Source organism: Crossiella sp. SN42 (assembly GCF_023897065.1).
In the GTDB taxonomy this organism is placed as follows: Bacteria; Actinomycetota; Actinomycetes; order Mycobacteriales; family Pseudonocardiaceae; genus Crossiella.
The window spans coordinates 124,520-146,629 of record NZ_JAMHIV010000011.1 but is presented as its reverse complement, the minus strand read 5'-3'; the positions used below and the strand labels follow the sequence as shown (position 1 = coordinate 146,629).

Annotated in this window: 22 protein-coding genes; 9 read left to right on the top strand and 13 right to left on the bottom strand. The window is 71.3% G+C overall.

Translation table 11 applies throughout. From position 1 onward, the window contains the following. Positions 1 to 56: 56 nt before the first annotated feature. Together M8C13_RS15185 and M8C13_RS15180 are read right to left on the bottom strand one after the other, a co-directional pair. Positions 57 to 989, bottom strand: a complete 933-nt coding sequence (locus M8C13_RS15185) for a replication-relaxation family protein (protein WP_252481222.1) — start codon at positions 987 to 989, stop codon at positions 57 to 59. A gap of 392 nt (positions 990 to 1,381) precedes the next feature. After that, positions 1,382 to 2,284 carry a helix-turn-helix transcriptional regulator gene (locus tag M8C13_RS15180; protein WP_252481221.1) on the bottom strand — a complete coding sequence of 301 codons (903 nt, stop codon included), beginning with the start codon at positions 2,282 to 2,284 and terminating at the stop codon, positions 1,382 to 1,384. Positions 2,285 to 2,442: 158 nt separating this feature from the next. On the opposite strand from M8C13_RS15180, the gene M8C13_RS15175 reads away from it, so the two are divergent. The 5 genes from M8C13_RS15175 (at position 2,443) to M8C13_RS15155 (ending at position 7,286) form a co-directional block, all read left to right on the top strand. Further along, positions 2,443 to 3,651 carry a helix-turn-helix domain-containing protein gene (locus M8C13_RS15175; RefSeq protein ID WP_252481220.1) on the top strand — a complete coding sequence of 403 codons (1,209 nt, stop codon included), beginning with the start codon at positions 2,443 to 2,445 and terminating at the stop codon, positions 3,649 to 3,651. Between the two features lie 324 nt (positions 3,652 to 3,975). Further along, positions 3,976 to 4,695: a response regulator transcription factor gene (locus M8C13_RS15170; RefSeq protein WP_252481219.1), complete on the top strand. Its 720-nt coding sequence runs from the start codon at positions 3,976 to 3,978 to the stop codon at positions 4,693 to 4,695. Further along, entirely contained in the window at positions 4,692 to 5,702 is a 1,011-nt protein-coding gene (locus M8C13_RS15165) for a sensor histidine kinase KdpD (protein WP_252481218.1), read from the top strand. Before M8C13_RS15170 ends, M8C13_RS15165 begins: the two co-directional genes overlap by 4 nt. 56 nt (positions 5,703 to 5,758) lie before the next feature. After that, entirely contained in the window at positions 5,759 to 6,595 is an 837-nt protein-coding gene (locus tag M8C13_RS15160; RefSeq protein WP_252481217.1) for an oxygenase MpaB family protein, read from the top strand. A 40-nt stretch (positions 6,596 to 6,635) separates the two neighbouring features. Next, positions 6,636 to 7,286: a hypothetical protein gene (locus M8C13_RS15155; RefSeq protein WP_252481216.1), complete on the top strand. Its 651-nt coding sequence runs from the start codon at positions 6,636 to 6,638 to the stop codon at positions 7,284 to 7,286. Between the two features lie 3 nt (positions 7,287 to 7,289). On the opposite strand, the gene M8C13_RS15150 is transcribed toward M8C13_RS15155, so the two are convergent. The 4 genes from M8C13_RS15150 to M8C13_RS15135 form a co-directional block, all read right to left on the bottom strand. After that, positions 7,290 to 7,982 (bottom strand): response regulator transcription factor, encoded by a 693-nt coding sequence (locus tag M8C13_RS15150; protein ID WP_252481215.1) that lies wholly within the window; start codon positions 7,980 to 7,982, stop codon positions 7,290 to 7,292. Further along, positions 7,979 to 9,178 (bottom strand): sensor histidine kinase, encoded by a 1,200-nt coding sequence (locus tag M8C13_RS15145; RefSeq protein ID WP_252481214.1) that lies wholly within the window; start codon positions 9,176 to 9,178, stop codon positions 7,979 to 7,981. Before M8C13_RS15145 ends, M8C13_RS15150 begins: the two co-directional genes overlap by 4 nt. Positions 9,179 to 9,768: 590 nt before the next feature. Continuing rightward, positions 9,769 to 10,797, bottom strand: coding sequence for a Fic family protein (locus tag M8C13_RS15140; RefSeq protein WP_252481213.1), 1,029 nt, complete (start codon positions 10,795 to 10,797; stop codon positions 9,769 to 9,771). A 112-nt stretch (positions 10,798 to 10,909) separates the two neighbouring features. After that, complete coding sequence (locus tag M8C13_RS15135; RefSeq protein ID WP_252481212.1) at positions 10,910 to 11,869, bottom strand: endonuclease/exonuclease/phosphatase family protein; 960 nt, start codon at positions 11,867 to 11,869, stop codon at positions 10,910 to 10,912. 163 nt (positions 11,870 to 12,032) lie between these two features. On the opposite strand from M8C13_RS15135, the gene M8C13_RS15130 reads away from it, so the two are divergent. Then, a complete protein-coding gene (locus tag M8C13_RS15130) occupies positions 12,033 to 13,001 on the top strand; it encodes a helix-turn-helix transcriptional regulator (protein ID WP_252481302.1) in 969 nt (322 codons plus the stop codon). Here the strand turns inward: M8C13_RS15130 and pqqB are convergent. From pqqB to pqqA, 5 genes are all read right to left on the bottom strand, one after another. Next, a complete protein-coding gene (gene pqqB / locus M8C13_RS15125; protein WP_252481211.1) occupies positions 12,998 to 13,894 on the bottom strand; it encodes a pyrroloquinoline quinone biosynthesis protein PqqB in 897 nt (298 codons plus the stop codon). The genes M8C13_RS15130 and pqqB overlap by 4 nt on opposite strands. Beyond that, positions 13,891 to 15,000, bottom strand: a complete 1,110-nt coding sequence (pqqE, locus tag M8C13_RS15120; RefSeq protein ID WP_252481210.1) for a pyrroloquinoline quinone biosynthesis protein PqqE — start codon at positions 14,998 to 15,000, stop codon at positions 13,891 to 13,893. The genes pqqB and pqqE overlap by 4 nt, the downstream gene beginning before the upstream one ends. After that, entirely contained in the window at positions 14,993 to 15,277 is a 285-nt protein-coding gene (pqqD, locus tag M8C13_RS15115; protein ID WP_252481209.1) for a pyrroloquinoline quinone biosynthesis peptide chaperone PqqD, read from the bottom strand. The genes pqqE and pqqD overlap by 8 nt, the downstream gene beginning before the upstream one ends. A gap of 4 nt (positions 15,278 to 15,281) precedes the next feature. Further along, the gene (gene pqqC / locus M8C13_RS15110) at positions 15,282 to 15,983 is read right to left on the bottom strand and encodes a pyrroloquinoline-quinone synthase PqqC (protein WP_252481208.1); all 702 of its coding nucleotides are present in this window, start codon (positions 15,981 to 15,983) and stop codon (positions 15,282 to 15,284) included. Between the two features lie 93 nt (positions 15,984 to 16,076). Then, a complete protein-coding gene (gene pqqA, locus M8C13_RS15105; protein ID WP_185000163.1) occupies positions 16,077 to 16,166 on the bottom strand; it encodes a pyrroloquinoline quinone precursor peptide PqqA in 90 nt (29 codons plus the stop codon). A gap of 272 nt (positions 16,167 to 16,438) precedes the next feature. On the opposite strand from pqqA, the gene M8C13_RS15100 reads away from it, so the two are divergent. Together M8C13_RS15100 and M8C13_RS15095 are read left to right on the top strand one after the other, a co-directional pair. After that, a complete protein-coding gene (locus M8C13_RS15100; protein ID WP_252481207.1) occupies positions 16,439 to 17,431 on the top strand; it encodes a sorbosone dehydrogenase family protein in 993 nt (330 codons plus the stop codon). A gap of 67 nt (positions 17,432 to 17,498) precedes the next feature. Further along, positions 17,499 to 18,704, top strand: coding sequence for a pentapeptide repeat-containing protein (locus tag M8C13_RS15095; protein ID WP_252481206.1), 1,206 nt, complete (start codon positions 17,499 to 17,501; stop codon positions 18,702 to 18,704). A 6-nt stretch (positions 18,705 to 18,710) separates the two neighbouring features. Here M8C13_RS15095 and M8C13_RS15090 read toward each other — a convergent pair whose 3' ends face one another. Both M8C13_RS15090 and M8C13_RS15085 read right to left on the bottom strand, forming a co-directional pair. Continuing rightward, on the bottom strand, positions 18,711 to 19,472 hold the full coding sequence (locus M8C13_RS15090; RefSeq protein WP_252481205.1) for a class F sortase: 762 nt from the start codon (positions 19,470 to 19,472) through the stop codon (positions 18,711 to 18,713). A gap of 3 nt (positions 19,473 to 19,475) precedes the next feature. After that, on the bottom strand, positions 19,476 to 20,900 hold the full coding sequence (locus M8C13_RS15085) for a hypothetical protein (protein ID WP_252481204.1): 1,425 nt from the start codon (positions 20,898 to 20,900) through the stop codon (positions 19,476 to 19,478). Between the two features lie 323 nt (positions 20,901 to 21,223). Between M8C13_RS15085 and M8C13_RS15080 the strand changes: the two genes are divergently transcribed. Continuing rightward, positions 21,224 to 22,021 (top strand): Bax inhibitor-1/YccA family protein, encoded by a 798-nt coding sequence (locus M8C13_RS15080; RefSeq protein ID WP_252481203.1) that lies wholly within the window; start codon positions 21,224 to 21,226, stop codon positions 22,019 to 22,021. Positions 22,022 to 22,110: the final 89 nt, after the last annotated feature.

Here is a 22,110-nt window from a genome sequence, read left to right as displayed (position 1 = left end):
TGGACTCCGGTGTGGGCGGTTCGACGTGGAGTCCAGGTTCCTGTGGCTGCCTGTGCTCAGGCGACCCAGTCTTCGGTGTCGTCGTAGCGGATCAGCTCATCGTCGTTCTCCGTCCAGTAGGTCGAGTTCGGGTTGGCATGGCTCCGCGCGGCCTCCGCCAGTTCGGCGAGGGTGAGGCGGCCGGGCAGGTGCCGGAGGCTGCCCAGCGGCAGCCACACGCGTCCGTGCGCGCCACCAGCCGTCGTGTCGGCCTGCTGCGCGCAGGCCAGGCCGAGCGGCATTCCGGTCTCACCGCCGAGGAACTTGGCCACCGCGCGGCGGATGGTCTCCTCCCGGTGCGGCGTGGCGCACCACAACAAGGGGATGGTGTCCCCGCTGGGACCCGTGCGGCGGGTGAACGGCATGTCCGGGTCGGGGAGCTTGGCCAGCCGGGCGCACAACTCGTGCGCTCCTACGCGGGGTGGGTCGTCGAGCAGCAGGGCGAAGGCCAGTTCGCGGCCGTCGGGGTAGCGCCAGCGGCCGTAGCCGTCGGTGGTGGCCTGCCAGGTGCGGCTGACCCGCCACGCCGACCGCCACACCACCAGGTCCCCGGCGGTGCCGTCGGCGACGAGGGTGCAGAACCAGGCGTGCTGCGCGGACAGCTCCGCCCACCGCCAGCCGTGGAACAGCTTGCGCCAGCGCGCCGAGACCTTGGCGGGCCTGATCGGCGCGACGCGGTGCTGCTCGGCGATGAGCCGCGCGCCGACCGGGCCGAGCATCCAGTGCCACTCGTAGGAGCCGCCTCCAGAACGGAATGGCCGGTCCCGGTGCAGTACGTCCCGCTTGTGCAGCATCGCGAGCCGGTGCTGTGCGGTGATCACCGAGCCGAAGCCCGCGAGCAGGGCGAGCTGGGAGGTGGTGAAGGTGAAGTGCTCTGCCAGCAGGGCCAGCACCCGTCGATCCCGGTCGGTGATCTGCCCGCGGACAGCGGGCGAAGCCGGCGTCGGCACTCGCCGCCCCGCCGGCGCGGACGTGAAACCTTGATGGACCACCATCGAGTCTGGAACCGCGAACAGGCACCGAGCGGCGCTCTGACCAGGGTTGATGGGACTTGTAGTAGGCAGTTCGGGGTGGCAGCTCTGAGCGGAATCCCGATCGGAACACCGAGAGGTATCGCCACCGGTATGTGCTGCTGGACGCTCCACGATCACCACCACCCGGGCAGGAGAAATCGACGACGTGGTCAGTCCCGATCGATCCGTGTGGACGCGGAGACTCTTGGTCCGGCGTCAGAGGACGCCGACGACACCAAGGATGCGTCGCTGGTGCGGGACACGCTCTGTCGATCCTCGACCGGGTCTCGACTGTCCGCCTGCGCAGACCCGGGTCGGTAGCGGATCAGCTACCTCGATAGCATACCTGCATCAAGTTTGTCAATAGCTTTCTGCTGGGCTTCCGTCGCGCGCTCATCCAGCAGCGCGGCGGTCGCCGATGCCGACAGCGCGGCGTGGGTCATCGCGGCCCAGTCCTGCCGTGCCTGGCTCACCGTGGAGCGCGCGTCGAGGAGTCGTTCCGCGCCCGCCGTCCTGGCCACCGCTGGCCCGTCGGCGAACTCCATCAGGGTCAGTGATCCCCTGGTGCCGGGATGCGCGCCAGCCATCAGCGGGACCACCCGCAGGGTCACCTCGGGCCGGGCGGCGATCTCGCGCAACAGGTGGAGCTGCTGGGCGAGCACCGACGCCCCGCCCACCGGTCGGAGCAAGGCGCTCTCGTCGATCAGGCAGTGCAGGTGAGGCGGCTCCGATCGGTCGAGGACGAGCTGACGAGTGAGGTTGGCCGCGACCATGCGAGTCAGGTCGGCCTCGGAGAGTCGCGGGTACCAGGTCGCCAGCAGGACCCGGGTGTACGCGGCGGTCTGGAGCAGGGCGGGCACGGAGCCGACCTCGTAGTCGTGGATCACGGTGGCCTCGTCCTCGAAGGCGACCCGCTGCCGCCAGTCTTCAGGGAGCCGCACCCCGGGAACCTGCCACCACGCGGGCTCGCCGGTGGTGGCAATCAGGCCGAGTAGGCGATCCCGGCGCTCTGAGGACACCTGGTAGAGGGTGAGCAGGGCGGACACGTCGTCGCGCTTCAGGCCCCGGCGTCCGGTTTCCATCCGCTGGACCTTGGTCACGGAGAACCCCAGCGCGGTGGCGACCTGGCTCAGCGTCCACCGCTGTGCCTTGCGCAGGGCGCGCAGTTCGGCACACAGGTGACGTAGTCGGGCGGGGAGCCCCACACCCGGCTGTGCTGTTCGCGCAGCCATCCCGTCCTCCCCGTCTATCGGCGGATGCATGATCAGGACATTAGGGATGATCGAAAACGGCTAGTGCCAAGGAAGTGACAAGTCAGATTCACTCTTCGGCTAGCTGGTGCAGCATGGGATGGTGGAGGAGACGACCCTCTCGCGGGAAGGGGCTGTTCATGGATTCGCAGGTTTCCGGAGTGGGCCGACGAGTCGCCGAGGAGCGCAAGCTTCTCGGCTGGACCCAGGCCAAACTCGCCATGCGCGCGGCGGTCTCGGTCAGCCTCGTCCGGGCGGTCGAACAGGAGCGAGTTCCCGCCTCTCCCGCGTTTGTCGGCGCGTGTGCGCGTGCGCTCGGCATCGGGGTGGCGGATCTGCTGGACCAGCCCTATCGGCGGCGCAGCCGGACCGAACGTGAGGTGCATTCCTCTATTCATCCGATTCGGCGTGAACTGGCCGCATACGATTTGGGGCCGTCGGACGAGTCTGTGGCGATTCGGCCGATTGGTGAGCTGGTCTCGGCAGTGGCCAAAGCCTCGCAGTTGCGTCAGTCCGCGAACCTGGTCGAACTGGGTGCGGAGATCCCCGGCCTGCTCGGTGAACTCAGGCAGGCGTCACACGTCCTGAGCGGGGCGAGCCGGGAGCGCGCCTTCGGCTTGCTGGCTGAGGCCTACGCGGCGGCCTGTCAGGTGGCGTACCGGCTCGGCTACACCGACCTCGCATCCTTGGCCGTGGAACGTTACGAGTGGGCGGCGGCGCGGTCTGGTGACGAACTCGCGGTCCTGGCGGGTGACTACCAGCGTGCGGGCGAATTGATCGGGGCGGCGGACTGGTCCGGCGCGCTGCGGTTCCTGGAGAAGAGCAGGAGCCGCATAGAGGCGGAGATCGGCAAGGGGCAGGCTCCGGTGCTCTCGATGTGGGGGAGCCTGCACCTCAAATCGGGATTGGCAGCCGCGCGGGCCGGGAAGCGTGATCTCGCCGATACCCATTTGGCTGAGGCCAGGGAAACCGCAGACCGGATCGGAGAGGATCGGGATGACTACCGGCTCTGCTTCGGTAGGACGAATGTCAACATCTGGTCGGTCGGGCTCGCGGTGGAAATGATGGATGGCACCGAGGCGGTGAAGCGGTCCCAAGAATTCGAGCTGCCTGCTGCCGCGCCGAAGGAACGCGTGGGTCACCACTACATCGACCTGGCTCGCGGGTACCTGATTCACGGGAACCGGAAGAAGGCGTTCCTGTCCCTGCAACAGGCCAAGAGCATCGCGCCGACGCAGACCCGGTACCACCCCATGGTCCACGAGACCATCAGGGTGCTGGCCCGCGAGGAAGTGCGCACCACCGAGAGCGTGCGCGGCTACGCGGCCTGGTGCGGCGTGGCCGGGTAGCCGCGTGGTCATCGAGAGGACCCGCCCGGCCGACGGCGACGCCGGGTGATCTTGACGCTGGCGGAGATCGCCAGCTCGGAGTCTGGCCGGGTTCGTGTGGATGCTGTCCGAGCCGCGCCGGGGGCACCAATCGGCGGCGTCGTCCGCCCAGGTCAGCGGGATTCCGTTCGGCTGACACCTGGGCGAACGGCGCCGCTTTCGGCTTTGCTGATAACCATTACCACCAGTAGTTGATCATCGGACGGATGGTCACCCGGTCATCCGAAAGAGAACCGTCATGGTTGTCGCCGGATCGGGGCGCTTGCGCCGTCCTAGGCTGGCCGGGTGGAAGGCAAGCCGGGGCAGGCCGAGGTGCGCGGACGGGTGCTGGTCGTGGACGACGACCTCACCGTGCGCGACGTGGTCCGCCGCTACCTGGAGGGGGCCGGGCACCAGGTCCGGCTGGCCGGGGACGGCGAGCAGGCGCTGGCCCTGTTCGAGCAGGCCGCGGCCGACCTGGTGGTGCTCGACCTGATGCTGCCCGGCATCGACGGCCTTGAGGTCTGCCGCAGGCTGCGCAGGCACAGCGCGGTGCCGGTGGTCATGCTCACCGCGCTCGGCGAGGAGGAGGACCGGGTGGCCGGGCTCCAGCTCGGCGCGGACGACTACGTGACCAAGCCGTTCAGCCCGCGCGAGCTGGTGCTGCGGGTCAACTCGGTGCTGCGGCGGCTGCGGCTGCCCGCGCCGCCGCCCCGGCTGGACCAGTTCGCCGACGGCGACCTGCGCCTGGACCCGGTGGCCCGGCGCGCCACCAGGGGCGCCGCCGAGCTGGCGCTGACCACCCGCGAGTTCGACCTGCTGGCCTTCTTCCTCGGCCATCCCGGCGAGGTCTACACCCGGGCGAAGCTGCTGGAACTGGTGTGGGGCTGGGACTTCGGTGACGCGGCCACGGTCACCGTGCACGTGCGCAGGCTGCGGGAGAAGATCGAACCCGACCCGGCCAACCCGGTGCGCATCGCCACCGTGTGGGGCGTCGGCTACCGGTACGACCCGGGCCCGGCATGAGCGAGCTGCTCGACGCCTGCGCCTACGCGCTGAGCTTCTCCGTGCCGGTCGCCGTGCTCGGCGCGGTGTTCCTGCACTGGAGCCGGGACCGCTCGCTCACCGCGGCGATCACCGTCGCGGTGCTCACCCCGCTGCTGGCCACCCTGGCCGGGGTCACCGCGGTCAGCGGGTTCATGTTCACCAGCCAGCTCACCACCACCGTGGTGATCTCCGTGCTGGTCGCCCTGGTCACCGTGCCCGCCGCGGTGCTCTTCGGCCGGGCCATCGCCCGGCGCAGCGTGTGGGAGCGCGAGGCGCGGGCCAGGGAGCGCGCGGCCGAGGCGGCCCGGCGCGAGCTGGTCGCCTGGATCAGCCACGACCTGCGCACCCCGCTGGCCGGCATGCGCGCGATGACCGAGGCGCTCACCGACGGCGTGGTCACCGAGCCCGCCGAGGTGCGCGGCTACCTGCTCGGCATCGGCCGGGAGACCGAACGGGTCTCCGGCATGGTCGAGGACCTGTTCCAGCTGTCCCGGATCACCGCGGGCGCGCTGAACCTGGAGCTGACCGCGCTGCCGCTGCGCGACCTGGTCAGCGAGGAGGTCGCCGCGCAGGCCGCGGTGGCCCAGCGGGCCGGGGTGACCCTGCGGGAGGCGCCCAGCGACTGGCCGGTGGTGCACGGCAGCGCGCGCGAGCTGTCCCGGGTGCTGCGCAACCTGCTCAGCAACGCCATCCGGCACACCGGCCGCGGCGGCGTGGTCGCGGTGACCGCGGGCGAGGTGGACGGGCAGGCCTGGCTGGCCGTGGACGACGCCTGCGGCGGCATCCCGGCCGGCGAGCTACCCAGGGTTTTCGACGTGGCCTACCGCGGCAGCGCGGCGCGGACCCCTGAGCCCGACCAGGCCGCCGGAGCCGGTCTGGGCCTAGCCATAGCCAAGGGGCTGGTTGAGGCCCACCACGGCCGGATCAGCGCCAGCAATCACGGTCCGGGCTGCCGGTTCGAGATCCTGCTGCCGCTGGCGCGCTGAAGGGCTAGCCCAGAGGTTCACTCGATCGTGTCATCGGGGTGCGACACTGGTAGCTGATGGGCGCGGAAGAGACAGGACTTTTCGGGCCGGACTCGGTCACCTGGCGGGTGCACTCCGATCCGGTGCTGTTCCTCGGCGGCCTGCGGGCGCTGTTCCTGCAGGCCCTGCACCCGTTGGCGATGGCGGGCGTGGCGCAGCACTCCAAGTTCGAGTCCGACCCGTGGGGCAGGCTGCTGCGCACCGCCGAGTACGTCGGCACGGTCACCTACGGCTCGCTCAGCCAGGCCAAACAGGCCGGCGCGGTGGTCCGGCGGGCGCACCGGGGGCTCACCGGCGTGGAGCCGGAGACCGGGCAGCCCTACCGGGTCACCGATCCGGAGCTGCTGCTGTGGGTGCACAACTGCGAGGTGGACTCCTTCCTGGACACCGCCCGGCGCAGCGGCATGCGGCTCACCCCGGCGCAGGCCGACGCCTACCTGGCCGAACAGGTCCGCGCGGCCCGGCTGATCGGCGTGCCCGAGGCGATGGTGCCGGACTCGGCGGACGCGCTGGCCGACTACTTCGCCCGGCTGCGCCCGGTGGTCCGCAGCACCGCCGCGGCCCGGCGCACCGCCCGCTTCCTGCTGTTCCCGCCGATGCCGACGCCGGTGCGGCTGCTCACCCCGGCCCGTCCGGCCTGGGCCGCGCTGGCCGCGCTGAGCTACTCGCTGCTGCCGGACTGGGCCCGCCGCGCCTACGGCCTCACCGGCCTGCCCGGCACCGAGCTGACCGCGACCGCGCTGGCCCGCTCGCTGCGGCTGGTGCTGCTCGCGCTGCCCGGCTCACTCCGCCAGGGCCCGCACTACCGGGCGGCGCAAGCCCGGATCGCATCGGTGTGTGACCGGCCCGCCTAGTGGGTATCCCCCGCGCGGGGGTCACCCGGAAAGGCAGGCCATGAGCGCACCAAAACCACAGGTCACCCGAGCCGCGGGCCCGGACCTGGTGGAACACGGACCCGAAGGCGCCGACGTGCTCTTCGTCCTTGATCCAGCGGGCCTGGGCAAGCACGGGGAGCTGCCCGCGACCTGGCGGGACTTCGCCCGCTCCACGCACATCGCCTGGCTGCGCCTGCCCGCGGCCGAGGCCGCCATGCCCAGGGCCAGGGACGTGCTGGAGCGCCTGGCCGACGGCGGCGGCACCATCGACCTGCTGGCCGAGGGACAGGCCGCCGGACCGGCCATGCTGCTGGCCACCGACCACCCCGAGCAGGTCCGCTCGGTGCTGCTGGTCGACCCGGAGCCGTGCTCCGGCGAGGTCGCGGCCGGGCACGGCGCGACCCAGCTGGACCAGGCGCTGCTCAACCTGCGCAGCGTGCCGATCGAGCAGGTGCTCACCGGGCACGGCGTGCGGGTGAAGGTGCTGGACCGCGGCAGCGAACCGGTGCCGCTGGGGCACCCGAGGGTGGTCGCCGAGGTGGCGGGGGAGCTGCGGGGCGAGCACGTGCCCGCGCGGGCCCTGTGCACCGCGCGGCGGCCCTCGGTGCCGGGACAGCTCTGGCAGGCGCTGCGGATGCGGATCAGGGAACGCCTGCTGCGCTCCCGCTGAGCGTCAGGCCCGGCTGCCGCCCACCACGCCGTACTCGTAGGCGAAGACCACCGCCTGCACCCGGTCCCGCAGGTCCAGCTTGGTCAGCAGGCTGCTGACGTGCGTCTTCACCGTGTGCTCCGAGAGCACCATGGCCTTGGCGATCTCCGCGTTGGACAGCCCGCGCGCCACCAGCTCCAGGGTCTGCGCCTCGCGCGCGGTCAGCGTGTCCAGGCGCGGGTCGGGGTTGTCCGGCGTGGGCCGTAGCGCGCGGCTGACCACGTCCTGCACCAGGCGGCGGGTCATCGACGGGGCCAGCATCGCCTCGCCGGTGACCACCACGCGCACCGCGTGCACCAGGTCGTCCCTGCGCACGTCCTTGAGCAGGAAGCCGCTGACCCCGGCGTGCAGCGCGTCGTAGAGGTACTCGTCCAGGTCGTAGGTGGTCAGCATGACGACCTTGGCGTCGGTCTCCGCGCAGATCACCCTGGCCGCCTCGATGCCGTCCATGGTGGGCATCCGGATGTCCAGCAGCACCACCTCCGGCCGCAGCATCCGGGTGGCGAACACCGCGTTCGCGCCGTCCTCGGCCTCGGCCACCACCTCGATGTCGGGCTGGCTGTCCAGGATCAGCCGGAACCCGGCGCGCACCAGCTCCTGGTCGTCGGCGATCACCACCCGGATCGGCTCCACGGTCTGCTCGGTCACCACGCTCAACTCCGCCTCTCCACCCGGTTCACCGGGAAGTCCTTGTGCGCCAACGGGATTTCCGCCGTCACCGCGAACCCGCCGCCATCCCGCGGCCCGATCCGCACCATCCCGCCACAGGCGCCAACCCGTTCCCGGATGCCGACCAGCCCGCGCCCGGCCCGGCCCTGCTGCTCGGTGAGGTCCGCGCCGATCCCGTCGTCGAGCACCCGCACCGCCAGCTCGGACCGCGACCAGCTCAGCCGCACCTCGGCCCGGCCCGCGCGGGCGTGCCGCACGGTGTTGGTCAGCGCCTCCTGGATCAGCCGGTAGACCGCCAGTTCGGTGTCCGGCGGCAGCGGGCTGGGCGTGCCGTCCACGGTGTGCTCCACCCGCAGCCCGGTGGCCCGGACCGTCTCGATCATGCGCGGCACGTCGTCCATGGTCGGCTGCGGGGCCCGGCCCACCTCGGCGGTATCCCTGGGCACCATGCCGAGCAGCCTGCGCAGCTGGGCCATCGCGTCCCGGCCCGCGGTGGCGATGGCGTCGAAGCTGGCCTCGGCGCGGGCCGGGTCGTTGCGCACCACCAGCGGCCCCGACTCGGCCTGCACCACGATCAGCGCGACCGCGTGGGAGAGGATGTCGTGCATGTCGCGGGCGATCCGGGCGCGTTCGGCGCTGGTGGCCCGCTCGGCCTCCAGCTGCTGTTCCTGCTCCAGCCGGTGCGTGCGCTCCTCCAGCGCGAGGGTGTAGGCGGCGTTGGTGCGCACCGCCCAGCCCAGCAGGTACGCGGTGACCGTGCAGGTGATCAGGAAGGTGAACTCCTGGAACTGCATCGGGTCGAGCATGTTGTGCACCACCACCGCGAGCAGCGCCAGCGCCATGGTGACCCGGCGGATCAGCGGTTCGCTGTGCCTGGCCACGGTGTAGACGCCGACCAGCGGGCCGTAGATGCTCCACACGTCCGGCAGGTCGAGCCCGATGTAGACCAGGTCGGCCACGCTGACCGCGAGCATGGTCAGCATCGGCGCCTGGCGGCGCAGCAGCAACGGGAGCGCGGTCAGCGCCGCGACCGGGTAGCCCCACCACGGCGAGACGCCACCGATGCCGAAGGCCAGCGGGAGCTCCACCGCGAGCAGCACGAGGACGACGACCAGCAGATCCGCCTGGCGGGCACTCAGGTTTTGCAGCGGGCGCGGCGGACGCCAGCCGAGTGGTGTGGACATGCGCGCTCCGAACCACTGCGCGACCAGGGCAGTACCCCCCAACCTACCGCCGGTGTGCGCGCTGGGGTCAGGTGCGGACGGGGTCCGGTTCTGCCGGTTCTGTGGGTTGCGCGGGTCCAGCTGCCACGGCGGGGTGGCCGAAGGGGTGGTCAGCGGTCGCACAACCGGCGCCCGCACCCGTCGCACCCGCCCCTCCTCCTTCGCCGCCTCCACCCGTGTCCTCCTCCCGCCCGCTGGGCGAACTCGATCAGCACCGCCCGGCTGACCTGGGAGTTCACCGCGAGGTCGGGGTGCCGGCCAGCCACGCGCGGTACTGCTCCACGGAGTAGGCGCCGGAGTCCGGCACAGGCGGATGCGACACCGCGACCGCCCTCCCAGGCACGCGCCAGGTCTGCCCCGTCACTGTCCACCCCGACCCCGCCCGCGCACCTCCGCTACCGGTGGCGAGTTGGGCACCCGCCGGGGAGGTAGCGCCCGCACGGGGTCCGACCTGGGGACTAGGCCGCATGGCCGCTGAACGGCCCGGAGATGTCCGGTCAACTGGCCTTTGTGGACTGACCAGCGCCGCCGGGTGCGTCTGTTGTGGACGGTCAACCCGCCGGACGGCGGTGCTGGTGCTTGTTTTCCTGATACGTCGCCACGGCCTTGCGCGAACTGCGCCAGACCCCGTCGGGTCCCTGCACCGCGTCCAGCCGCCCGCGCCGCGCCGCCTGCCGCAGCGCGGCCAGGGTGAATTCCTCGGACACCAGCGCGGCCAGCGGCACCAGCCGGGCGGGCCCGGCCACGTTGGGTACGATGAACCGGTTGAGGTTGTCGTACATGGCCCTGGCGATCAGCTCGCCCAGCGCGCCGCAGTCGCCGGAGTCGGCGCGCTGCAGCGCGGTGAGGTAGGCCTCCCGCTGGCGCTTGAAGATGACCACCGGCGGATAGCCGAGCCGGACCAGGATGAGGTTGAGCACCAGCCGTCCGGTGCGACCGTTGCCGTCCAGGAACGGGTGCACCCGCTCGAACTCGTTGTGCAGCCGGGCCAGTTCCTCCGCCAGTGGCCGCTCAGGTGGTTCGCCACCGCGCAGGCGCCCGCCAGTCAGGCAGACCTCGTCCACCCACTCCTGCATCCGGACCGGCACCAGCGGCCAGGCGGGCGGCGTCATGCCGCCGGCGAAGGGCTGGATGTCGTGTTCGCGGAAGCAGCCCGGCCCTTCCCGGTCGGTCGCCTCCAGGTGCGGGGCCACGTCCCAGACTGGGGTCATCGCGGTGTGGTGCACCCGGCGGACCTCGCTGATGGTCAGCAACCGCCCGTCGTGCCAGTCATCGGGTTCCAGCGCCTGGCCGTAGACCCAGCGCGCGGCGTCGGCGTAGCCGCGCACCTCGTTGTACTCCCCGAGTGGCTTGGCGCCGACCGCGCGGCCCTGCGCCAGCAACGCCTGCACCTCACGCAGCACCAGCGTGTTGCCCTCCAGCGCGGTGGAGTGGTGCGCCTCCAGGTGCCAGATGTCGTCCCAGATCGACTGGGCTTCCTTGGGGCTGGGCAGGCCGCCGAACCGGGTGTTCAGCTCAATCAGGGCATGGTCGAGCCGCCGGTAGACGCTGGCCCTGCTCGGCCGTCCCCTGCTCGCCACCGCGACTCGCTCTCCCGGCCAGCGAAGTTGATACACCCCGGCTAGACCTAAATGAACTAATCAAGTAGGGCGGAGAATATCACTGAGCGACACGAGTGTTCACCGAGCGTGCTCAGCGCACCCGCACGGTGCTCAGCAGCGCCGCGTGGTCGGAGTAGAAGACTCCCGGCCCGTGCCGGGGCAGCCGGGTGTCCAGCACCTGGCTGCCGGTCACCGTCGCGCCCCTGGCGAAGGTCAGGTCGATGCGCTGCGGAGTGATCATCCGCTCGGTCGGCTGCGGGCTCCAGGTGCGGCCCTCGGCGGTGCAGGCGTCCGGGTGGGCGGCGCGGAAGGTGTCGGTGAAGCCGGCCTCGACCAGGAGGTCGGTGGTGCGCAGCGGGTAGGTCATGCCGAAGTGGTTCGGGCAGCCCTGCCAGCGGTCGGTCCAGTCGCTGGCCGCCGGGGTGTTGAAGTCGCCGCCGAGCACGGCAGGGCCGTCCGGCAGGTGGCGGGTGATGATCTCGGTCAGGTAGGTGGTCTGCGCGGTCTCCGCCTCGGCCACCGCCGCCGGGGTGTGCCGGGGTGGCAGGCCGGCGCGGCGGGCGGCGGCGTTCTCGTCGATCAGGTAGCCGTTCCACGGGTCGGTGTAGGGCAGCCAGGTGTCGAACAGGTTGAGGTGCTTGCCGCCGGGCAGCCTGACCTGGACGCCGCCGAAGTTGAACGCGGTCACCTTGCCGCCGGCCGGGGCCGGGTAGGTCCTGGTCACCGGGTAGCGGGTGAAGATCCACAGGTTGTCGCCGCCGGTGGTGCTGGGCGTGATCTGAGTGCCGGAGTAGCGGCCCTTGCCCGCCCGGTCGGTCAGCGCCTGGCGGATCTGCTCGCCCGCGCCGTAGGTCTCCACCGCGAGCAGCACGTCCGGGCGGGTCGCCACCACCTGGTCCAGCAGCCGGGGCAGGTTGTCCGCGCCCGCGCCGAGGCCGCCGCGCCAGATGTTCCAGGTCAGCACCCGGACATCGGCTGGGGCGGCCTCGGCAGGGCCGGTCAGGCCGATGGTGAGGGCCAGTACGGACATGACCAGTCGGGACCACCGCATGCGGCGCAGGCTAGCGGTGGCCGGTGAACGGCAGGTGGCGCGCAGTGGCCGGGGAACCCCGTCCCCCAGAACTGGATTCCCCGGCCACGACCAGCAAAGCGCGTCCCAGCCGTCGGCGGAACTCATTCGAACCCGCTCGAATCCGCGCTATGTTCGGCCGGTGATGCTGCTGCGCTGTGACGCCACGACGGTGGCGAACATCCGGCTGTCGCACTCACCGATCATGGAAGCGGTCTGGTGGCTGAACCTGGCCGCGCGGGGCGGCAGGCACCCGGTCTTCGGCGACACCGGCGCGCTGGCCAGGGACGCGCTCGGCGCGGCAGCGGTCGACCTGGTCACCGACCTGCTGGCGCCGGAGGGCAACCACTACACCCCGGACCTGCTCACCCCGCAGCCCCGGCCGGGCGCGCCTGCCGAGGTGTTCCAGGCCCAGCTGGCCGACCTCGCGGGCAGCTCGGCCGAGGCGGTGCTCACCCAGCTGCGCTACGCCGAGGACCACTGGGGCCGGCCGGTCTCCACCAGGGTGCGGCGGCTGGCCGAGGCCGGCACGCTGGCCGGGCGGCTGGCCGAGGGGATCGAGACCTTCTGGCGGCTGGCGCTGGCCGAGGGCTGGCACCGGATCGAGGCGCTGGCCGAGGCCGACCTGAACGACCGGGCCAAGACGCTGGCCACCCGAGGGGTCGGCGCCCTGCTGAGCACGCTGGACCCCAAGTGCCACTGGACCGGCTCGGCGGTGACCGTGGACAAGCCCTACCCGGTGGACCTCGACCTGTCCGGGCAGGCGATCGTGCTGGCCCCCTCGGTGCTCAGCTGGCCGAAGTTCATGCTCCAGTGCGACGACAAGCGGCAGGTCGCCCTCTACTACCCGGCCGCCCGGATCGGCCTGCGCGGCAGGCGGGACCCGGCCGAGCTGGCCAGGGTGGTCGGCGCGACCAGGGCCGCGCTGCTGGCCGACCTGGACGCGCCGCGCTCCACCGCGGAGCTGGCCGGCCGGCACGAGCTGGCCGCGGCCACGGTGTCCTACCACCTGGGCGCGCTGCGCCGGACCGGCCTGGTCACCGCGCGGCGGGACGGCCGGTTCGTGCTCTACCAGCGCAGCGCCCAGGCGGACGCGCTGCTCGCTGCTTCCTAGAGCTCGAACTCGGTGCCGTCCGGTGGCGCGGACACCCCGGCGGCCAGCACCTCGGCGTGTTCCGGCGAGTCCGGGTCCAGCACCGGGTTGGTGTTGTTCAGGTGGGTCAGGATCCGGCGTTTGCCGGGGAAGCGGGACAGCTGGTCCAGGCCGCCGCCCGGACCGGCGATCGGGATGTGCCCCATGGACTTCTGGTCCGCGTCCGCCTTCTTCCCGGTGGCCCCGGACATCTCGGCGGGGGAGTGGAAGGTGCCGTCGATGATCACGCAGTCGGCGTCGGCGACGAACTCGTCGAAGCCCTCGGGCCACTCGCGCAGGCAGGGCGCGTAGACCAGGGAGCCGCCGGTGGCCGGGTCGGTGATCCGGTAAGCCACCACCCACGGTCCGTCCATTGTGGACTCTTTGGCGTACCGGGGCCGCTTGCCGCTGACCGGGAACGCGGTCACCGCCAGTTCGCCGCCGAGGGTGAAGGCCGCGCCGGGCTCGACGGTGTGCCAGGACCAGCTCCGGTAGTGCGCGAGCACCCCGCGCAGCCCGAAGTCCTCGGTCAGCCCGTGCAGCACCGCCGAAGGGGCCCACACGTCCAGGTCGTCGCCCTCGCGCAGCAGCATCAGGCCCAGCGAGTGGTCCAGCTCCGCGTCGGTGAGCAGCACGCCGCGCAGCGGGGTGTCCCTCGGCGGTGTGGGGCGGAACTGGTTGTGCGCCAACAGTTGTGCCCGGATGTCCGGGCTGGCGTTGACCAGGAACCAGCGCTCGCCGGTGGCGCTGACCGCGATGCCGTCCTGGCTGCGGTGGGTCAGCAGGCCGTCCCGGCCGGCGGCGCACAGCCGGCAGGCGCAGTTCCACTGCGGGAAACCGCCGCCTGCCGCCGTGCCCAGCAGCAGAACCCTCATCGCGCTCCTCGTTCGGTGGCGAGCCACCGCATCGCCAGCGGCGCGTCCCGCGGTTCGGTGGCCTCGTGGTGGCGGGCCAGGATGGTGTCGATGATCGGCCGGTCCGGCGAGCGGGAGCACACCGGGTCGGTGGCCGCGGCGTCGCCGGTGAGCAGGAACGCCTGGCAGCGGCAGCCGCCGAAGTCGGTCTCCTTGCGCGGGCAGGCCCGGCAGGTCTCGCTCATCCAGTCGGTGCCGCGGTAGGCGTTGAAGGACTCGCCCTGGTACCAGATCTCGGCCAGCGGCCGGTCCTTCACGTTCTCCAGCTTCAGCGTGCTGATCGCGGTGGCCGCCGGGCAGGGCAGCACATCGCCGTTGGGCGCCACGGTCAGCTGGCGCGCGCCCCAGCCGTGCATGCACGGTTTCGGGTAGTCCTCGTAGTAGTCGGCCACCACGTAGACCACCTGCATCCGCCCGGCCAGCCGCTGGGTCGCCGCGCGCACGATCGGCTCCGCGGTGGCCAGCTGCGCCCTGGTCGGCATCAGCTGGGCCCGGTTCTTCAGCGCCCAGCCGTAGTACTGGGTGTTGGCCAGCTCCAGCCGGTCCACGCCCATGGTCTCGGCCATGGCGATGATCTCGCCGATCCGGTCGTGGTTGAGCCGGGTGAGCACCACGTTCCCGGTCAGCGGCAGGCCGGCCCGGTGCACCACCTCGGCCGCGGCCAGCTTCCGGTCGTGCGCGCGGGCGCCCGCGACCTGGTCGCCCCGCACCGGATCCGAGTCCTGAATGGACAGTTGCACGTGCGCGAGCCCCCGGTCGGCCAGGTCGCGCAGCACCGGCTCGGTCAGGCCGAGCCCGCTGGTCACCAGGTTCACGTAGCAGCCGAGCTCGCTGGCGTGCTCGACCAGCTCGCGGAGGTCATGGCGGGCAAGGGGTTCGCCGCCGGACATGTGCACCTGGAGCACGCCGAGCTCGCGGGCCTGGGTGAGCACCGAGCGCCACTGCTCGGTGCTCAGCTCGTTGTTCTTGGCGATCAGCTCCAGCGGGTTGGAGCAGTACGGGCAGTGCAGCGGGCAGCGGTGGGTCAGCTCGGCGAGCATGCCCAGCGGCGGCTCGGCCTCAGGCATCCGGCACCTCCAGCTCCACGATCCGCCGCGCCCGCAGCGCGAGCAGCAGCTCGGCCACATCGGAGACGGAAACCCCTTGGTAGCGCTCGGAAAGCAGCTTCACCACGGCGTCCACGTCGTTGACCCCGTCGCAGTGCGAGAGCACCGCGGCCGCGGTCGGGTTGGGCACCAGCACGCCCTCGGGGAAGAGCAGCACGTGCGTCTGGCGCACCTTGTCGTAGCTCAGCCGCACACCCCGGCGCAGCCGCGGCCGGGTGGTCCCGGTGATCTCGCCCATCCGGCTATCCCTTCGCCGCGGCACGCTCGATCGAGTCCAGCATGGACCACAGCACGTCGCACTTGAAGCTCAGCGCGGCCACCGCGGCGTCCTGGAGCTCACGGGTGACGCAGTGCTCCAACACCAGGTCCACGGTCTCCCTGCCCTCGCCGGAGACCTTGTCGATGCGGGTGGTGAAGTAGGCGAGGTCCTCCCGCCTGATCCACGCGTAGTTGGCCAGCACATCGGAAACCCGTTGGCGCATCAGGTGTCCGGCGAACATCTCGGTCAGTCCCGAGGCCACCCCGATGATCCAGGGCTGCTGCCGGGCGAAGGTGACGTAGGCGTCCACCGCGAACCGGGTGCCCGGCGCGACGTGCCGCTGGTCCAGCACTTCCTCGCGGGTGAGGCCGACCGCCTGGCACAGCCGCAGCCAGCTCTCCGCGCCGCCCTCGCCCTCGGTCCTGCCGTCGTGGTAGACGATCCGGTCCAGCCAGTGCCGCCGGACCTCGGGCAGCGGGCAGTTGCTGATGATCGCCGCGTCCTTCTGCGGCAGCATGCACTGGTAGTACCAGCGGTTGGCCGCCCAGGTGCGCAGCTCGTGCTCGCTCAGCTCACCGGCGTGCATTCGCTGGTGGAAGGGGTGGGTTCCCCAGTAGCGATGGGACAGACCCCGCAACGCGGCGAGGAAGTCCTCGCGCGACAACACATCCTGGCTGGCAGTCATCTCCGCACTACCTTTCGGGGGAGCTCCGACAGTGCTGGCGGCGGCGGAGGCGGGTGGGAGCCACCGGGCCGCGGCTCCCACCCTGGATGAGCATCAGTCCATGCGGGCCGCGTACGCGGTGACCTCCATGGGCGTGTCGTACTCGGTGAATTCCGGACGGGTCCACACTTCACGAGTTTCCATAACGCTCACTCCTCGGATCACGAGCGGTCCGCCGCCGAACCGCCCTCTCCATCGCTCATGGCGAGCGACACCACGCTAGACACGTTTTTCGGCATCCCGCCAGACGCCGTTCGTATTTTTCAGGGAACTTTCCAGACGGCGTTGACAGGCCTAGCGGTAAGCGCTTGCCTAGAAGAGGGTCGGCCAAGCTGCAAACGCTTACATCCGACCCGGTGCCGCCGCCATCACCGCCGCCGTTCCCGCACTCCACCGGCATGATCAGGAGGGGCACGATGCACGCTCGACGGAGAACAGTCATCGGAGCTGTGGTCGCCGCCGCGACCGCCACCGCCGCGTTCACCGCACCGATGGCCACCGCGTCCGAAGCCTCGCCCATGGCGATCAAGCAGATCGCCTCCGGGCTCAACCAGGCGTGGGCCGTGGACTGGCTGCCCGATGGCACCGCACTGTTCACCGAGAAGGACAGCAAGAAGATCCGCAAGATCGACAAGGCGGGCCAGGTCTCCGACGTGCAGACCATCCCGGGGGTCAGCGTCACCAAGGAGGCCGGCCTGCTCGGCCTGGCGGTGTCCCCGACCTACGCCGCGGACCAGCTGGTCTTCATCTACTACACCACCGGCAGCGACAACCGGATCGCCAAGCTCAAGCTGGGCCAGGCCCCGCAGCCGATCGTGACCGGGATCCCGCGCGGTGCCCAGTTCCACCACGGCGGCCGGATCGCCTTCGGACCGGACGGTTTCCTCTACGCGGGCACCGGCGACGGCCAGAACAGCGCCAACGGCCAGAACAAGAACTCCCTCGGCGGCAAGATCCTCCGCGTCACCAAGGACGGCGCGGCCGCGCCGGGCAACCCGTTCAACAGCCGGGTCTACTCCTACGGGCACCGCAACGTCCAGGGCCTGACCTGGGTCGGCTCCCAGCTCTACGCCACCGACATCGGCGCGAACAAGGTGGACGAGCTGAACAAGATCGATGCAGGCAAGAACTACGGCTGGTCGACCTGCGAGGGCCCCTGCGGCAACCCGGGCATGACCAACCCGGTCAAGACCTGGCCGACCTCGCAGGCGACCCCCAGCGGCCTGGCCCACTACAAGGGCAGCCTCTACCTCGCCTCGCTCAAGGGCGGCACGTACAAGACCAACCTGAGCGGCTCCGGCGGCAAGATCTACACCAACCTGGGCCGCACCCGCGCCGCGCAGGCCGCGCCGGACGGTTCGCTGTGGATCGTCACGCCGGGCGGCATCTACACCTCCGACGGCAACTGACGGCCGGTCACCGCGATCGGGGCCCGTGGTCTTCCGGACCCGGGCCCCGCCGCGACATGATCGAGCCATGCCGAACACGCGGCGGTCCGCACGGGATGCCGTCCGCCTGCGCCCGTTGCGCTGGTGGTGGATCGGCGGCGCGGTCCTGCTGGTGCTCGGCCTCGGTGTCGCCACCGGCTTCGCGTTGTGGCCGCGCGCGACCAGCCTGACCGACGCCGAGCGGGAGCGGGCCGCGATGGAAGCGATCCGCACCGCGCTGACCGCGGCGGGCGGGACCGCGGCCGCGCTGGCCCTGCTGCTCGCGGTGCGCCGCCAGCGCACCACCGAGGTGGCCCTGGACCTGCAGGACCTCGCCGCCACCGACACCCGGCACGACGCCACCGAACGCCGGGTCACCGAGCTGTACACCAAGGCGGCCGAACAGCTCGGCTCGGACAAGGCGCCGGTCCGGCTGGCCAGGCTGCACGCGCTGGAACGCCTGGCCCAGGGGGCCCCCGAACACCGCCAGACCATCGTCAACGTGCTCTGCGCCTACCTGCGGATGCCGGTGGAGGACTCCGATCCCGGGCAGGAACGCCAGGTCCGGCTGACCGCGCAGCACATCCTGGCCGCGCACCTGCGCCCGGACCGGTACGCCGACGGCCAGATCACCAACGACAACTTCTGGCCGGGCATCGCGCTCGACCTGTCCGGGGCCTCGCTGGTCGAGTTCAACCTCTCCGGCGGTGAAGTGGGCGCGGCCGTGTTCGTCGGCACCACCTTCGAGGGCGACGCCCGGTTCAGCGCGACCCGCTTCACCGGCCGCGCCCTGTTCACCCACGCCGCGTTCAACGGCAACGCGCGGTTCGCCAGGGCGGTGTTCGCGGACAAGGCGGTGTTCCGCTCAGCGCGGTTCGCCGGCGAGGCGTCCTTCCGCAACGCGGAGTTCCACGGCGACACGGGTTTTCGCGACGCGCTGTTCGCGCAGGACGCCTGGTTCACCAACACCGCCTTCCGCGGTCAGGCCTGGTTCACCAGCGCCCGGTTCGACCGGTGCGCCCGGCTGACCGGGGCGCGTTTCCACGGTGACACCCGGTTCGCCGAGGTGCGCTTCGCCGGCGCCGCGTGGATCCGGCAGGTCCACTTCCACCGCGATGTCTCGTTCCACCAGGCCAGGTTCGAGGGCACGGCCGCGTTCACCGGCACCCGCTTCGACGGCGCGGCCGGGTTCGCCGAGACGCACTTCGCCGCGGCCGCCCTGTTCACCGGCGCGCGGCTGCCGGAACCGCGGTGATCCGGCTCAGGCCCGCTCGGCGACCACGATCCGGTTGTCGTCGTAGCCCAGCTGCCCGCCGACCCACTCCCCGCCACAGGTCACCAGCACCAGGCGGTGGTTGCCGGTCTGGGCGAACAGCGTCTCCGCGCGTTGCGGCAACTGGTCCTTGTGCACGGTGTGCACCTCGGTGATCCGGTAGTTGTGGGTCTTGCCGGTGGCGTCCTTGACGGTGACCTGCTGGCCCTTGTCACTGCGCCACAGCTCGGCGAACGGGCCGGTGGCGCCCTTCCAGTTCACGTGCCCGGCCAGCACGGTCGCGCCCTTGGCCGCGTCCAGGCCGGCGCCCCACCAGGTGGCGTCGCGGACGCCGTCGGGGACCGGGAGCACGCCGTCGGGGGCCACCTCGCGGCGGACCAGGGTGGCTGTGCCGCCCTCGGGCAGGCGGACGGTGCCGGGGCGCTGGCCGCCCGCGGGCTGGGTGATCTGGTTGGGCTGGCCCGGTTTGGGCGGGGTGGTGGTCGTGGTGGTGGGCTGCGCGGGGTTGCCGCCGCCGGGCTGGCCCCAGCGGATCAGCGGCGCGTCGCCCAGGTCGGTCAGCGGGCGGGCCCGCAGCGGTGACGGCGGAGGGTTCTCCACCGCCACCGGCTCGCCGACGACCGTGGTGGTCAGCTGGGAGGCGCTGAGCCCGGCGGCCAGGCACGCGAGAGCCACGCCGAGCAGGCCGAGGCCGGCCACCCGCGCGCGGTTGTCGCGTTTGGTCTCACCGGGATACAGCGATCTCCCCATGGGTCACCGCTGCTGCGGGCGTCGACGCAGAGCCATGACGCCCAGCGTAGCCATGACCAGGGTGAAAATGGCGAATCCGACCAGTCCCGCCGGTTCCACCTGGGTCACCGTGGCGGCCTGGGCCACCGGGAGCTCCGGCTGGTCACCGGCCGGGATCACCCTGGGCACCACCGGTTTCTTCGGCACGTTGGCCTTGTTGGTCAGCGACAGCGCCAGGGTGTTGCCCGGCGCCACCGTGCCGCAGACCGTCGGCGGCTTCTTCGGGTCGAAGCCCTCCTCGTAGCCCTTGGCCGGGATCAGCTCGATCAGGCAGATCTCCTGCGGGGTGCGCAGGTCGGCCACCGAGACCTGGCCGTCGTCGCCGGTCTTGACCACCAGCGGCTTGCCGTCCACCCCGGTCAGCGGCGACCCGTCCTGCTTCGCCGCGGGCGCTTCCTTGTCCGCGGCGGTGATCCGCAGCGTCACGCCGGGGATGGCCGCGCCACTGGCCGCGTCCACTTTGCCGATCTTGACGATGCCCGGCTGGGTCACCGCGGGCACGGTGGCCTCCGCCGAGACCGGGGACTGCCCGCCGGTGGTCAGCGCGCGCTGGGCGGTGGGCTTGTTCGGCAGCAGCAGCACCGGGTCGGCGTTCGGGCTCTCCACGGTGGCCACCAGCTTGGGGTTGGGGCCCTTCGCGGTCACCGCGACCACCAGCGGCTTGCCGTTGGCCGGGGTCTTGACGTTGCCGTCACCGGCTTCCCCGCCCAGTTCGGCGTCCACCGCCGTCAGCTTCACCGGCACCCCGGCGACTGGCTGGCCCTTGGCCGAGTTGACCACCACGGTCCAGTTGCCCGGCTTGCCGATCAGCTGCCCCTCCTTGGGCGCGGTCACGGTCAGGGTCCACGGGCCGTAGTGCGCGTCCGCGTCGGCCTGCAGCCTGCCGACCGCCTGTTGAGCCTCCGGCGAGAGGCCGTTGAAGTGGAAGTCGACGTCGTAGCCGATGCGGGCGGAGTTGTTCGTCTTGGCCAGCAGCTTCGGGTCCTTGGTGCCCGAGGTCCAGCTGTGCAGCAGGTGCGCCAGCGCGGCGGCCTCCGGTTTCGAGGCGGTGTCCTGGTAGCGCAGCAGCAGGTAGGAGATCTTGGCCTTGGTCTCGGCGGTCAGCGGGGTGTTCCACTTGGTGGTCAGCCCGTCCTTGCTGGGGGTGTACTCGATCCCGTCGCCGGGCTCGTCGAGGGCGTACCGCACGCACCAGACCTGCCTGCCGCGCCAGGTGTAGGAGCCGATCCAGTCGTCTCCCTTGGGGCGGCCCTGGTACTCCTGCGGTTTCGTGTACTCGCCGATGCGCTCCCCGGCGGCCAGCGCCGAACCGGGGATCGCCAGCCCGAGGCCGCCTGCGGCGAGTGTCACACTCAGCGCGCCGACCAGCAGATTTCTAAGGCCAGGCATGAAAGCTCCTTGTTAGCTACGGCCTGTCGCCACGCATGCTGTCGGGGTCGCCGGGCGAGCCGCAATCGGCCTTTAGAACTACGCAAGCAGGTGACGCTGTGGTGTCCCTCACCTTGACGTCTAGACCATTAGGCGCAATCTGCTGATCTTCTCGGACTACGTTCCGCTCACCAATGGACTCGTCCTGATAACCCAGAGCGAAGACCAGGGGGCGCGTGAGACGATGATGATGCGAGTAAAGTCAGCTTTACCTGTCATGGAACCGGTCCGCGCCTTTGGACGTTGTACCGGGTGACGGCGCGAGCACGCTCCAGGAGGACCAGGTGCGCACTAGCAGTAACCCGGCGTTCCGTAACTTGCCCACCCAGGGCTCCGGTTACGCGACGTTCAACACCGGTGGCCAGGCGGCCCCCGGCTACCAGGCTGGCTACCAGCAGCAGCCGTACGACTCGCGGCCAGGGGTTTCCGAGCGTCCGATGACCGTGGACGACGTGGTGCTCAAGACCGCGACGTCGTTCGGTGTCACTCTGGTCGCCGGCTTCCTGACCGCCTTCTTCCAGGCCTACTACCTGGCCCTGCCGGCCGTGCTGGTCGGGTTCGGGGTCGGCCTGTTCCTGTCCTTCCGTCCGCGGCCGTCCGCGCCGCTGACGCTGATCTACGCGGTGGCCCAGGGTGTCGCGCTGGGCGCGATCAGCGCCCTGATGGACCTGCGCTTCCCCGGCATCGTGGTGCAGGCACTGATCGGCACCGCCGGTGTGTTCGCCGGCATGCTGGTCGTCTACAAGACGGGTGCGATCCGGGTCACCCCGAAGCTCACCCGCTGGGTGATCGGCGCGCTGGTCGGCGTGCTGGTGCTGATCCTGGCCAACATCGTGGCCGGCTTCTTCGTCCCCGGCGGCCTCGGCCTCCGCGACGGCGGCGCCATCGCGATCATCTTCAGCATCGTCATCATCGGTGTGGCGGCCTTCGCGCTGCTGCTCGACTTCGACCAGGCCGACGAGATGATCCGCTCCGGCATGGACGCGAAGTGGGCCTGGTACGCGGCCTTCGGCCTGACCGCCACCATCGTGATGCTGTACCTGGAGATCCTGCGCCTGCTCAGCTACTTCCGGCAGGACTGACCCAACACCGCAAGACAAACGAGAAGGCCCCCGGCACTCCCGGGGGCCTTCTCGTTTGTGTGGGGAGGGGTCCCACCTCTGCGAAAGAG

Excerpts from the sequence above, each read along its gene's own strand:
- M8C13_RS15095 (WP_252481206.1), top strand. The coding sequence starts at position 17,499 with ATGCCGAACACGCGGCGGTCCGCACGGGATGCCGTCCGCCTGCGCCCG.
- M8C13_RS15130 (WP_252481302.1), top strand. The coding sequence starts at position 12,033 with ATGCTGCTGCGCTGTGACGCCACGACGGTGGCGAACATCCGGCTGTCG.
- pqqA (WP_185000163.1), bottom strand. The coding sequence starts at position 16,166 with ATGGAAACTCGTGAAGTGTGGACCCGTCCGGAATTCACCGAGTACGAC.
- M8C13_RS15180 (WP_252481221.1), bottom strand. The coding sequence starts at position 2,284 with ATGGCTGCGCGAACAGCACAGCCGGGTGTGGGGCTCCCCGCCCGACTA.
- pqqB (WP_252481211.1), bottom strand. The coding sequence starts at position 13,894 with ATGAGGGTTCTGCTGCTGGGCACGGCGGCAGGCGGCGGTTTCCCGCAG.
- M8C13_RS15085 (WP_252481204.1), bottom strand. The coding sequence starts at position 20,900 with ATGCCTGGCCTTAGAAATCTGCTGGTCGGCGCGCTGAGTGTGACACTC.
- M8C13_RS15100 (WP_252481207.1), top strand. The coding sequence starts at position 16,439 with ATGCACGCTCGACGGAGAACAGTCATCGGAGCTGTGGTCGCCGCCGCG.
- M8C13_RS15175 (WP_252481220.1), top strand. The coding sequence starts at position 2,443 with ATGGATTCGCAGGTTTCCGGAGTGGGCCGACGAGTCGCCGAGGAGCGC.
- M8C13_RS15165 (WP_252481218.1), top strand. The coding sequence starts at position 4,692 with ATGAGCGAGCTGCTCGACGCCTGCGCCTACGCGCTGAGCTTCTCCGTG.
- M8C13_RS15160 (WP_252481217.1), top strand. The coding sequence starts at position 5,759 with ATGGGCGCGGAAGAGACAGGACTTTTCGGGCCGGACTCGGTCACCTGG.
- pqqD (WP_252481209.1), bottom strand. The coding sequence starts at position 15,277 with ATGGGCGAGATCACCGGGACCACCCGGCCGCGGCTGCGCCGGGGTGTG.
- M8C13_RS15155 (WP_252481216.1), top strand. The coding sequence starts at position 6,636 with ATGAGCGCACCAAAACCACAGGTCACCCGAGCCGCGGGCCCGGACCTG.
- M8C13_RS15145 (WP_252481214.1), bottom strand. The coding sequence starts at position 9,178 with ATGTCCACACCACTCGGCTGGCGTCCGCCGCGCCCGCTGCAAAACCTG.
- M8C13_RS15090 (WP_252481205.1), bottom strand. The coding sequence starts at position 19,472 with ATGGGGAGATCGCTGTATCCCGGTGAGACCAAACGCGACAACCGCGCG.
- pqqE (WP_252481210.1), bottom strand. The coding sequence starts at position 15,000 with ATGCCTGAGGCCGAGCCGCCGCTGGGCATGCTCGCCGAGCTGACCCAC.
- pqqC (WP_252481208.1), bottom strand. The coding sequence starts at position 15,983 with ATGACTGCCAGCCAGGATGTGTTGTCGCGCGAGGACTTCCTCGCCGCG.
- M8C13_RS15135 (WP_252481212.1), bottom strand. The coding sequence starts at position 11,869 with ATGCGGTGGTCCCGACTGGTCATGTCCGTACTGGCCCTCACCATCGGC.